This is a genomic window from Burkholderia sp. PAMC 26561 (assembly GCF_001557535.2).
GTDB lineage: Bacteria > Pseudomonadota > Gammaproteobacteria > Burkholderiales > Burkholderiaceae > Caballeronia.
The window spans coordinates 95,740-108,003 of the sequence record NZ_CP014311.1 but is presented as its reverse complement, the minus strand read 5'-3'; the positions used below and the strand labels follow the sequence as shown (position 1 = coordinate 108,003).

The window sequence follows — 12,264 nt, the reverse complement described above, 5'->3', positions numbered from 1 at the left end:
GGGCCTCGCCAAACGTATACGGAATGAAGAGAATAAAGTGAATAAAAAACACATGGTGTCCGGGGTGTTGCGCGTCGTGAAGCACAAGCGTGCTTACATCTTCAATATGTCGCGGGTGGGCGTATTCAGCTGCGCGGTGATTACTAGCTTCCTCTTGCAAACGTCCTTCGCAGCCGAGCAAGGTGTAGCCGCTAGCAAGGTCGTTTCGATGCAGCGCACGTTAGCCGCACAGCCGGATGCACTGCCGGGTCAAGCTGTCACGCAATTGGCCGACGGAAGGTGGTTGATGTCGGGAGGCAAGGGCGCACAAAAGACCTTAGCCGTTATTGATCCCACAACCGGTCGATCAGCAACACTGCCATACTCTTTGATTCAGTCGCGCATCGGCCACAGCGCCACGTTGCTGCCGGATGGCACGATCTTCGTTTTCGGTGGTACCGACGAATCAGGATCCGTCGTGAACACCGGTGAAATCGTCGATCTCCACGCCGGGGCTCCGCGAACACTCGGCACTCTCGGGTTAATTAGTCGGTCCGGACATACGGCAACGTTACTTGCCGATGGAACGGTTTTGCTTGTTGGTGGACGAGATGCCCGTGGCGTAGGCGTCGCAGACGCAGAGCTTTTCGATCCGATGTCACAAACGGCATCGCACATCAACACGCGCCTCGATCCCGTACGATGGGACCAGGTTGCTGCCTTGCTTCCTACAGCGGGCGTGCTGCTAGTCGGCGGAAAAAACGCGTCCCTGAGCGACATCCAGACCGCGCAGGCCCTTGACCCGATCGCGCAGACAATCAACGCCGTTGATGACGCGTCCGCCGCTGCCTTGGTCAACTCGATTTTGGGTACGACGGCACCATCAGTCGTCGCGACGTCGCCTGCAGCATCGAGCACGAATTTCCCCGTTAATAATCGCATCGTCGTCCGCTTGTCCAAGCGCATGAATGTCGCCACACTGAGCGCGCAGACGGTCACTTTGGTCGGTCCTAATGGTCCGGTCTCGACGACCGTGGTAGGCGCCGAACGTGGCCTTCTCCTCTTCGTGAGCCCGAAGCAAGATCTGCTTCCTGCAACCCATTATTCTCTTTTTGTAAAAGGTGCGACTGACGAATTGGGGCAGCCGCTGCCGGTCGTCGCGGTCGGATTTTCCACTGGTTCAATCGCCGCAGCCAATGCCCACGCCAAATCAGGGACTGCTGGCGTTGGCGCCCCTGTCGCGGATGCCGGATCATCAAATCAGTTGGCCGCTGCGCCAGTAGCGGCAGTTGCCTCACAGGGGCAGGTCGCAAGCGAGGCGGCGGTTGCAGATGCTGAGCTTGGCGTGGAAGAATGGACGCCAGAAAACCGGCATCAGCACGGTAATTGGCGAACCGGTCGGCACAAAAGCCGTTTTCAATCGCTTCCGCCGCTTCAGGCAGCCGGCGGTGTAACTGCTCTGGCTGGGCAGGTTTTGCGCCTCAATGGTAAGCCCTTGGCAGACGTCGAGCTACGCTCAAGTGGGAAGACGACCCGCACCGATGTGACTGGCCGCTTCATCCTGGAGAATCTTCCTGCAGGTCCGGTTGTCCTTGAGATTAATGGAGCGACGGCGGATGGCGGGGCGGTCGACTACGGCTATTTTTCTGATCGAGTGGTGCTGAAGGCAGGAACAACGACACCGCTGGGCTATCCCATTTGGATGACGCGGCTCGACACGAAGCATGTAGTTAACATCGCTTCGCCTACGACACAGGAAACCATCGTCACCAATCCGAGCATTCCAGGCTTGGAGCTGCATCTTCCGGCGGGAACGGTCATTAAGGATAGACAGGGCAAGATCGTCACTCAACTGTCCATCACGGCGATCCCGACTGATAGACCACCTTTCCCGTTGCCAGCAGGTGTCAATGTTCCGACATATTTCACCGTGCAACCCGGTGGTTCGACGATCGAAAATCTGAATTCACGTACGCCTGTTGGCGCCCGCCTGATTTATCCAAACTTTACAAATCAGCCCCCGGGATCGACCGTTTTGTTTTGGGACTACGACCCGCAAGCAAAGGGTTGGTACGTTTATGGGAAGGGCAAGGTCAGCGTCGACGGAAAACAATCTATTCCTAATCCTGGCGTGGCAATCTATCAACTTACGGGCGCCATGGTTGGCTCCCCTGATATGGGCCCCCCTCTAAATCCTCCGCCTTGCGAGGACGAGTCGTGCGATGGCCCGGACCCCACGCCTAATCCAGATCCACCTGATCCGAATCAACCCGACCCCAATCAACCTGATCCGAACAACGGCAGCGGCGACAGTGGTGGCTCGAGCTGCACCGGCGAAACCGCTGGCGATCCTGTGGACTGCTCGACGGGCATCTTTATGTACCGCCATCGGGATCTAACGATTAAAGATAAGGTGTCGATTGGGATCACGCGCACGTATCTCTCACGCGATGGCACGCAACGTGGATTTGGGATCGGCGCGACTCACGATTACGACATGTTTATGGTTGGAGACACGACTCCGTGGACTTATCAGGACCTGATACTTCCGAGAGGAGGACGGATTCACTTTACGCGGACGTCTTCGGGGACCAGTTATATAGATGCTGTTTATGTGGCACAAAGCACCGCCAATTCGCGCTTCCAGGGGGCAACGCTGTCATGGAACACGGCGGTTGGGGACTGGATTCTGCGAACGAAGGATGGCTCTTCGTATGAGTTTCCTGAAGCGGAAAACAACACGATTCCGTCATTTTCAGGAATGCTGGCGTTCACCGACAAGAACGGAAACAAAGTCACGATCGAGCGCAATACTCCGAATAACGACGTCTCCCGTGTTGTCTCCCCGAACGGCCGGTTTATTACGTTTGCCTACGACGACAATTACCGGGTCACTCAAATTACGGACATCTCGGGGCGGATCGTCCAGTACCAATACGACGACTTGGGACGGCTGTCGGCCGTAACCGACCCGAATGGGGGCGTCGAACGGTACACCTACGACAGCAATAATAATATGTTGTCTGTCACGGATGCCCGCGGCAATCTGAAGATTCAAAATACATACGAACCAACCTATCAGGGGGTGGCGACGCAAACCTTAGCGGATGGAGGCGTCTATCACTTCAGCTATGGGTTTTCATCGGCTACGGCTACGGCTAGTTCGTTCCCGAAACATCTGACGACGGACGTGACAGACCCCAATGGCGTGTTATCGCGTCGCACGTTTGATACAAACCAAAATGCGACAACAAACGTTGCTGGGATGAACGGCGACTATGTGCTTAGGTTTGATCAGGCGATTGGAACGTCGCTTCAATGGTCGCGCACAGCAGTTCGTGACGCTGCCGGAAGGATGACGTCGTTCACAGATGAAATTGGACGAACGACGACAAAATCGTACGACGCTTATGGTAACTTAGTTAGTCAAACACGTCTGTCTGGAACGCCGCAGGCAGCGACGACGACTTACGCCTATGACGGTAAAAATCGGCTTGTAACTAAGACGGACGCTCTTGGTCACACAACGTCTTATGGCTACGATTCTAGCGGTAACGTGATTTCAAGAACCGATGCGTTAGGTCACGTGTGGTTAAAGACTTATGATTCCCAAGGCAATTTAATAACGCAAAAGGATCCTCTTAGTGGTATGAAGAGCTACGTCTTTTCGAGCGGATTATTGTCCCAGGTCACGGACGAAATCGGGAGCGGGACTAGACTTAACCGCGACTTGCTAGGACGCGTTACCTCAATTGTCGATGCCTTAGGAAATACCAGAAATTACGGTTATGATGCCCTTGATCGTGTCACCAAGGTAACTGATGCAACCGGTCAAAATCTAAGCAAGCAGTTCGATGCGAATGGAAACGTACGGCAGATTACAACGCCAGCGGGTCTTATTTATGCATATACATACGATACTCGTAATAGACCCACATCAGAAATTGATCCTGCGGGAAAATCTACAACGTGGTCCTATGACGCAACAGGAAAGCTTTTGAAAATGGTCGATAGGAAAGGTCAATCGACGAGCATGATTTATAATGGGCTCGGTCAACTTACTGCACGTAACTATGCCGACGGAGTAAGTGACGCATTAACATGGGACGCGGCAAATAGATTGCTCTCGGTTACAAGAGGTGGCGACACTTATTCCTTTGTCCATGATGGATTAGACAATGTCGTTCTCGAACAAGGGCCGGCAGGGAGCGTAAGCTCGACTTACGACATCGTTGGTCGACGCACCATACTGATGCCTGACGCGCAGCCGACAGTCACGTACAGCTATGACAATGCCAATCGGTTATCGGTCATGTCGCAAGCAGCGGGTTCGTCGAACGGAAATGTGCCGCAAAATGTAGCATACGTATGGGATATCGCTAATCGACTTATAGGGCGTACATTGCCAAATGCTATAGGCGAAAATCGTGTGCTAAATGCGTCTGGTGATGTTTTACAGATAGGTTTTTCGTCAACAGCACAAAGCATTGGAACTATAATCTACACATACGATGCAACACATCGGCGTGTTTCAGTCAACAACACAGTGTCTCCTCCGATCCTTCCTGCTTCTGCATCGTTTCAGTACGACGCCGCTGGTCATCTAATTAATTTCAATGGCGGACAGTTAACTTATGACGCCAATGGGAGTATGACATCTGACTCGTCGTATTCCTATGTTTGGGACTCACGAGGTGCTCTCTCCCAACTAAATACTATCTCGGGGCAGTCAGTTGCATCTTTTTCTTACGATCCGTTGAAGCGTAGATCAATTGTCATGTTGCCTACCGATCCATCGCCACGTGCGTTTCTTTACGACGGGTTTAACATTGTCCAAGAAACGGTTTATATGCAAACAAATGACTCAGGGAAAAGCACAATCGCAACTTATTTAAATGGAAAATCTATCGACGAGGTAATTGCGCGTTATTCAACGCAAGGTTCCGAAACTATGATAGTAGACGGGCAGCGAAGTGTTATAGCTTTGTCGGACACTTCTGGAGCATTGCGAACCTTGTATCAATATGATCCAAATGGTGTTGGTACCAGCACGGGTAATACAAGCGCGAATCATGTGCAATATGCGTCACGCGAAAATGATAATACGGGTTTATATTTTTACCGGTCTCGTTATTATCATCCGGCTTTAGGGCGCTTTATCAGTGCTGACCCAATCGGGTTTGCTAGCGGCCAGTTGAGCTCATACGCTTATTTAAACGGAAGCCCGCTCAGTGGCCGCGATCCGTTGGGTTTGATGTTTTCACCAAATGGCAGCGATTCATATGGACCCGGTGACCCAAGTCCTAACGATGGCACTGGAGGCGGCGGAATTTGTCCTTCGGATAACGGCGGCAGTTCTCAGTATGCTGGCTCGCCGAAAACAGGTGAGCCGCAATCTTGGGAGCAATATGGTACAACTGATCGCTACTATGGCCCTGACGGAAACGCTGCATACGACATAGATTCGCACCCGGACCACGGCGCGGGGACTCCTCACCTGCATAATTGGGTTGACGGAGTTCGGGGTCCCGGTATTAGTTTACCGCCCGGTACATTTGGTCGTTAACCCACAGCGAGGTTATGTATGAATGTTAACAAGGTCAGTTTCGATGCGGTACCCAGTTTCCATGATTTCGAGATTATTGGTATAAGATTTGATTCTCACTCGGCAGTTGAAATCGCGCTTAGAGAAGAATCGACAAATAAACGTGTTTTGATAGCCCTAAGCGGAATTGTAGGATTTAAAGGAGATCTACTATTACATCAAAATGTTGTACAAGATTTTTTTATAATTGATTGGCTCTCCGGTAATTTGGAGGGCTGGATTACGGACTGCAAAGACAAGTTAGCCGGTCAGATCCCGCAGAATCTGTTTGCATTGAGTGCCGAGCGGGTGCGCGCCGGGAGTCTATTTTTAGCAGTTTTAAAGTCGTCTATCGGCTTTGAATTTACCTCTTTTTTTGAAAAGATTGAAATATTTTAATAAATTTACCCTTCTAAATCCACCCAATATATTCGGCTAACTTGACCGGTACACGGTGACGGTTTTGTCGAGATCGGAACGCTCGAGCGTTGATGGTTCACCGCCTGCTTGCGCGGGTAATGTAATTCGTGGGCAAGCAGCACACAGCAAGCGACTGTGGCCCGATATATCGTGGTTGGCGAATTTGAACAAATCGATGTTCGATTACGTGCAAGAGCGATTGCTTTCTAAACGTCGAGCGTGATGTCAGATAAACGGCGGAGTAGTCCGATCCTATTTCTTGTAAAAGAAAACTGGCGTAGTTCGATGTGATTAGTCGGCCCTGCAAAATTCACTCGGCAATGCAAATCGGAATTGTGATTGGATGCAGGGATGAATAAGGGATCGCACATTGGAAGGGTTAAGTGCCTGGTAAGCCGGTGTTCGCGGTGAAGCAGCGCAGCCAGGCGAGCGCAAAAAATACCGCCGTCAGTCCAAGGCGAACAATTGCACGCAGCAGCCAGCGCAGGTAATAGCCTGTCGCGCACGACACCGCATGCAGCGCATCGCCGCTTTGTCCTTTCAGCCAACAACGTCGCATGCCATGATCCTGCTTCACGTGGCCAATGATTGGTTCAATCGCTTGACGTCGCTTGAGCCAGCACCGCTGCGGTCTCGTTAGCGTTTTGTGCTTGCCTCGGTGAATCAACTGTACGGGACCAAGCTCGGCGTCTACGCCGCGAAAGCCGAGATTGGCAAGTACCGTATTGGGCTTCGGTTCGCCCGGCACGTTCCCTAACAGAATGGCGTTAATGGGATGGACGCCCCCACCCGAAACGGCATCTATGTGCCAAATCTATGGTCCACCCCATTTTTGCAACCCTGATCTTCGATGGCGAGTTTGGCTTGCCTAAATCTATTCGGCGTCGTTGTGGGGAGTTACTGTCAAATCTGGTGTTTGCGAGGCTCGGCATGATCAGGCGGCAAGCGGTTGCTGAGCCGGTGTGCTGTCGGTCACCGGTAGTCCGTCTTTGAAAGGAACGCCTTGGAGCAGTGAGGCGACTTTTTCGGGCGCACGAATGCGCCGCCACGATTTTTCCGCCGACTCGATCAGCTTGAATGCGAGGCCCAGGAAGGTCGCCCGCGAGACGCAATTGCGCGTGCGGGTTGTTCGATGCCGAACTGTGGCGAAGGTCGACTCAATGGGATTAGTCGTTCGCAAGTGCTGCCAGTGTTCGGCAGGAAAGTCATAGAAGGCAAGCAACTCATCACTGTCTTTTGTGAGTTTCTCCGTCGCCTTCGGATACTTGGCCGAATAAGCGTCAATGAAGCGGTTGAAGGCCGCGCGCGCTTCTTCGCGTGTGGCGGCTTGCCAGATCTCCTGCAGGCCAGCTTTGGCCCGACCATGCTGCGATTTGGGCAAAGCGTTGAGAATGTTTCCAGTCTTGTGAAACCAGCAACGCTGGTGCCGCGTTTTCGGAAACACTTCGGCCAATGCTGCCCACAGCCCCATTGCCCCATCGCCGGCCGCGAGCAGCGGACCGCTTTGTAGGCCTCGCGCTTTCAGATCCAGCAAGAGCTCGCACCAGGCGTCCTTCGACTCGCGGAACCCGTCGCCGATCGCGACGCGTTCTTTCGTTCCGTCCGGCTTCACGCCGATGATGACCAACAAGCACTGGCCATCCGAATCGTCGCTGCGCAACCCCGTGTGGATGCCATCGGCCCACCAATAGACCCAGCGGGCGTCTGACAGATCACGCTGATTCCACAGGATGTGCTCGTCGGCCCACTGAGCCTTTAGACGGCTGACCACGTTGGGCGAAAGACCGTTGGCCTCTTCGCCCAGCAGCACGCTCAGCGCTTCTCCCATGTCGCCGGTCGAGACGCCACGTAGATACAGCCAGGGCAACGCCGCTGACACGCGGGGTGACTTCCGAATGTAGGGCGGCACGATGTTCGAATTGAACTTCACGCCCGAGCCCGAGCGATCGCGAACTTTCGGCACCTTCACGGTGACCGGGCCGATTGCTGTGACGACCTCGCGCTCAGGCAGGTAGCCATTGCGAATCACAGTCCGTCTTCCATCAAGGGTCTTCACGTTGTCGTATCTTTCTAGCAATGCCGCCAATTCTGCCTCGATCGCTTGCTGGACAATCTGCCGCGCGCCCTGTTGAATCAAATCGTCAAGCCCACTGGGCCGTGCTTCCGATTTACCCGCGCTTGTTTCTTCTGTAAGCTTCTTCATTGGTGGTGGATCTCGGTTTGGCTGGTTGTTACTCTAGACAAGCAACATTCTCAGCTAAACCGCCACCGCCTTCAAATCCCTGCCTCACCCCGAACACCACTTTCGACCATAACTCCCGTAGTTGCCTGCCGTGACGTTACGCTCCGCGGATGTGGTTCCATAGAAGCTTGGATAATCTCTCTTGATGTGATCGCGGATCTGCTGAGGCGTTACGCTTTCCCCAGCGCGGCTGACGATCTCGAAAATGGTCTCGGGTAACTTCATTTGTTCTTTCGCTCGGCTACCGGCAATTTCACGGGGCGCTCGCGCGCCGGGTTGTCTTCCGTGGCATTACGAGAAAGACACGAACTCGCCGATGCGGCCCGAGCGTTCACGAGTCAAAAACACAAAACCGAACGCAATGGAATCCTTGACCTCGATGCAATCGAAGGAGACGAAACTCTTGCTCTTCCCTTCTGTAAGCTCAACAGTCACCGGATGTGGCTTCCCGGTGTCGGTTCCATCATTGGGGAGAAGCACGTACAGCGCTCCCATTTCGGGCGGCGTTCCCGGCATCACTCTCGCTTTGTAGGAAGCTTCCTGGCCAACACTATCTTTAATCGTCAAAGTTTGCATCTTCTATGTTTTCCTTTAAAGCTCTCGTTGTGTTTGTTGGGGGCAAGCCGAGCGTGCACGGACGAAAAAGATGACTGCGGCAGCGCCGGCAATCAGGCCCGCAAAGTCCGCTGCTGACGATGCGTTCTCAACGAATTCCGAACGTCCAAACACACCGAGATTTAGCAGCCCGCCAACTACGTACAATGCCCCGCAAAGAAAAATTGCAGTTCTCGCGTTCGATCGCGCCGTTCTCATAACGCTCCTTGTTTTCCGCTCTGCTTTCCGACTGGAAGCAGTGATGGCGCCTTCGGGTCGCAGCTGTGCATGGGGAACTCCCAGCTAGTGTCTTCACGCTCAACTTTGCTTCGAATATAAGACACCTGCTTCATCAAGGACGGATAGAAATTCATCAGGAACACACGTGAACTGAACAGTGTCCGGAGTTTCCGCCTCTGGAAGCTGAGCTACATAGAGGACTCCTTTCGCTGGACGCCATGAGGAATAGGCATCGCGAACCGCCTGTTTCAGCCTCGTTTGAACAGAGATCGTGGTCATGGCTATTCCGATTCGAGCATAATCTCGCAGACCTGCTCTTTGTTTTTGATGGTTTTGACTAAATGATGACGATCGCCGATCACGACCTCAACAATACTGTTCGGATCGAACCGAAGTTCCCGAAGCCAAATCATGCGGCGAACGCTGAAGTACTCGACTGACGGGACGTTGATAGTGGTGCCATCAGCCTTCACAAGCTGCGCGCTAACGCGCGACGTAGGGGTCGCATTCAATTCCTTCTCCTTTCCTGTGTTCTGATTGCTGTTCAATGCCGCTTAATTGGCTTCACGCACGTTGACCGAAAAGATGTAAGTCGTTAAACGCAAGTTCGATTTGTTTGATTGCTTTCAGTTCGTTGTCGACGGTCTCGACCGAGACGAGCCTCGTTAGCCTCAATGCGCCCTCGACCTCGCGCATTTCGATCATTGCTGCTTTGATCTTAGTGCCCGGGGAGCAACGACTTTCTAAGCAGTCAGGTAACGCGGTCAAGGAACGCCGAATTTCGTCGTCGCTCTTGGTCAAGCGGAGCGGATCGCCACTGGTCGGCGTGCCGTCGTAGTAGGCGTAAAAGGCAAATCGATTCATCGTCATTTTCTCCAGCCTGCTTGAACCCCGTTGTTTTCCGAGCTTCGTTAATCAAGCCAATTTTCGACAGTGACGCCTGGATAAGCGGCGAAGTCTCGAACATTGTTAGTCACCACCGGCACGCCTAGCGATACAGCGTGCGCCGCTATCAGCTTGTCGAGCTGGTCCTTCTTCCTCTCGCGCGTCGCCTCTCGAATCGGACCGTATGCGGTTGCAGCAGCCGCGGCAAAGGGCACTACCTTGATGAGGTCGATCAGGGATGCAAGGTTGCGTCGCTCGCGTGCCGGGTTCGCACAGACAACGACGCCGTATTCCAGTTCGGCAAATGTGATCGCTGACATAACCACGTCCCCGACGTAGCACTGAGCAAACCGCCGCGCGACTTGCTCGGGCTGGTTCTTCATTAGGTAGATGCACATGTTGGTGTCCAGCATGTAACGCGGCATTACAAACCCTCACGTTCTGCTTGCTCTTGGCTCCCGCGGCCTTCGGCCATGAAGTCCGTTCCGAACTTGGCAAACCTGTCGAGCACGCCCGCGAGTGAGCGACGCGCGGGGCGAATGCGCAGTTCGTCGCCCACGCGCTCAATCTCAACTTCAACGTCGATGTTCTCGTAAGCCAACTCGGCGGGGATGCGAACAGCCTGCGAATTGCCGTTGCGGAAAACCTTGGTGGTATGCATGATTCGCCCCCGAATTGTGTGTACGATGGATGTACTATAGCAAAGATCGAAGCAAATGTACATCCGACGTGTGTACTTGGCGCAGTAAATGGAGCAACCTGTGTTTCCGTTGTTCGCTCAATAGCCTGCGGCCAGAACTGCCCCGATCAATCCGGCACATGCCAGCGGCAGGAATGTCAACCGCCACTTGCCTACGCGCACCGCCCATGCTCCGACCGCGACAAGTCCAACGGCCTCGATGATTTGAATTACTTTTAAACCGTGCATTGCGTTCGACCAGTTGTTTCCGTTCTGCCTGCCCGTCGCTATCGCGGTGCAGAAATGCGTGTCAGGAAGTTCAGCGCTGGCTTTCCTGAGATTGAGTCGTTCATCGGCTCACCTTCGGTAGTCAGAACCTTTTCACAAACCCGACGTGATGCAACATTGGTCTCGTCAACGATGGCTTCAAGCCAAAAAGGCCGCGACTTAAAGCCCCGACGTAGATCATTGACGCTTCGTTTCAAAAGGTCAGTCGCAATTCCCTGGCCCCGAAACGGCTCCGCGACAGCATATCCGACGCTGAATCGCGGCTCTCCGTCGTACGTCTCGGCAGGCACGAAAAGCACTGTTCCTTTCACAACGCCCGATCTGCCAGCGCGTAGGTGATACGCATGTTCTCGCCGGGTTGATCGACAAACAGCAGAAGGCTTTGGTCATATTTAGCCGGGCGGGGATCGATGAGTCCCGCTGTCATCGCTTGCTGGAAGCTCAAAAGGCCCAAGTGCGGATCACTCATTTCTGACAGGTTCATTCCTCTTCAAAGTCATTGTCCCGGTTATGCTCGCACATGCTTGGAGTCAGCTTTGAGATTTCCGTCTGCGTTGCCAATTTTGTTCCCCAAATTTTTCTAGTCTTCTAACAGACAGGCGCGCTGGAACAGCTCACCCAAGCCATTGAGTTGCACGAACCAAAAGTCGAAATCCGCTCCCTTCGCGCCTTTATATTCAGCGGTCCACGGATCATTCGTGTACGAGACAATTCCCAACGACACCAAATGCTCGATATAGGTGTACACGAGCTCGGGCTGCGCGAGATCTTCCGGACGCACGGCAACTTCATTAAGGCGCGCCTTTTGACCGTCAGTCATACCTGAAGCATTGATCAACACAGCTCGCTCGTCCTTCAGCAGCGCGGCCAACCCTTTCTGAGGCGGCCGCATATAAGCGGCAGGTCTAGATGCTGCGATTTGCCGAAGCAGCATAGCCTCATCAGGAGCGAGTTGGCCGACGATTTGAACGAATGCGGGATGAGCTTCACCGACTCGCTCTCGGTCCATTGCTCGAGCTAGCAGACGTTCAAACATATCGCCGACTACACTGTCATCGTCGTGAAATTTAAGCTGCTCAGCTATTGGCAATGCCAACGACTCAAAGGGGGCTACACGGCGATCCTCGGGCACACGCTCAATGGACTTTTGGAGGTGTTTCGTTAACCTGTCCTGAAGCATAGCGGTGTATTGCAGAGGAAAAAGCGCCAAGCGCAGCGTCTTAACGAGGTCCAGGCCGAACTTTCCCGTCTCCTTCAACGCAGGTGATACGGCGTCTTCATACGTCGCTTTGGCAACCTCAGGCGCGATTGCTTTAATTAGATCGAGTTCGTCCATGTCTATGATTGTCCATT

The 12,264-nt window shown here is 53.4% G+C and carries 12 protein-coding genes and 1 pseudogene; 2 read left to right on the top strand and 11 right to left on the bottom strand.

The annotated features are described in order from the left end of the window. Positions 1-37 precede the first annotated feature (37 nt). The gene (locus AXG89_RS34055; protein ID WP_162916211.1) at positions 38-5,545 is read left to right on the top strand and encodes an RHS repeat-associated core domain-containing protein; all 5,508 of its coding nucleotides are present in this window, start codon (positions 38-40) and stop codon (positions 5,543-5,545) included. A gap of 18 nt (positions 5,546-5,563) precedes the next feature. Beyond that, complete coding sequence (locus tag AXG89_RS34050) at positions 5,564-5,962, top strand: hypothetical protein (RefSeq protein WP_062175027.1); 399 nt, start codon at positions 5,564-5,566, stop codon at positions 5,960-5,962. Between the two features lie 448 nt (positions 5,963-6,410). On the opposite strand, the pseudogene AXG89_RS43925 reads toward AXG89_RS34050, so the two are convergent. The 11 genes and pseudogenes from AXG89_RS43925 to AXG89_RS34005 form a co-directional block, all read right to left on the bottom strand. After that, a pseudogene (locus AXG89_RS43925) lies at positions 6,411-6,695 on the bottom strand (IS5/IS1182 family transposase); the annotation flags it as partial. A gap of 222 nt (positions 6,696-6,917) precedes the next feature. Then, positions 6,918-8,186: an IS256 family transposase gene (locus AXG89_RS34040; protein ID WP_062173550.1), complete on the bottom strand. Its 1,269-nt coding sequence runs from the start codon at positions 8,184-8,186 to the stop codon at positions 6,918-6,920. A 330-nt stretch (positions 8,187-8,516) separates the two neighbouring features. Beyond that, positions 8,517-8,801, bottom strand: a complete 285-nt coding sequence (locus tag AXG89_RS34035; RefSeq protein ID WP_162916210.1) for a hypothetical protein — start codon at positions 8,799-8,801, stop codon at positions 8,517-8,519. Positions 8,802-9,137: 336 nt separating this feature from the next. After that, a complete protein-coding gene (locus AXG89_RS42610; RefSeq protein WP_162916209.1) occupies positions 9,138-9,338 on the bottom strand; it encodes a hypothetical protein in 201 nt (66 codons plus the stop codon). Positions 9,339-9,340: 2 nt separating this feature from the next. Next, entirely contained in the window at positions 9,341-9,571 is a 231-nt protein-coding gene (locus AXG89_RS34030; protein WP_062175024.1) for a hypothetical protein, read from the bottom strand. Positions 9,572-9,623: 52 nt separating this feature from the next. Beyond that, positions 9,624-9,923: a hypothetical protein gene (locus AXG89_RS34025; RefSeq protein ID WP_162916208.1), complete on the bottom strand. Its 300-nt coding sequence runs from the start codon at positions 9,921-9,923 to the stop codon at positions 9,624-9,626. 47 nt (positions 9,924-9,970) lie between these two features. Further along, positions 9,971-10,369, bottom strand: coding sequence for a type II toxin-antitoxin system VapC family toxin (locus AXG89_RS34020; RefSeq protein WP_062175022.1), 399 nt, complete (start codon positions 10,367-10,369; stop codon positions 9,971-9,973). Next, entirely contained in the window at positions 10,369-10,605 is a 237-nt protein-coding gene (gene vapB / locus AXG89_RS34015; RefSeq protein ID WP_062175021.1) for a type II toxin-antitoxin system VapB family antitoxin, read from the bottom strand. The genes AXG89_RS34020 and vapB overlap by 1 nt, the downstream gene beginning before the upstream one ends. Before the next feature lie 305 nt (positions 10,606-10,910). Beyond that, a complete protein-coding gene (locus AXG89_RS45160) occupies positions 10,911-11,210 on the bottom strand; it encodes a GNAT family N-acetyltransferase (protein WP_442861789.1) in 300 nt (99 codons plus the stop codon). 8 nt (positions 11,211-11,218) lie between these two features. Next, entirely contained in the window at positions 11,219-11,395 is a 177-nt protein-coding gene (locus tag AXG89_RS42605; RefSeq protein ID WP_162916206.1) for a hypothetical protein, read from the bottom strand. 96 nt (positions 11,396-11,491) lie between these two features. Then, a complete protein-coding gene (locus tag AXG89_RS34005) occupies positions 11,492-12,247 on the bottom strand; it encodes a DUF4393 domain-containing protein (protein ID WP_062175020.1) in 756 nt (251 codons plus the stop codon). Positions 12,248-12,264 lie beyond the last annotated feature (17 nt).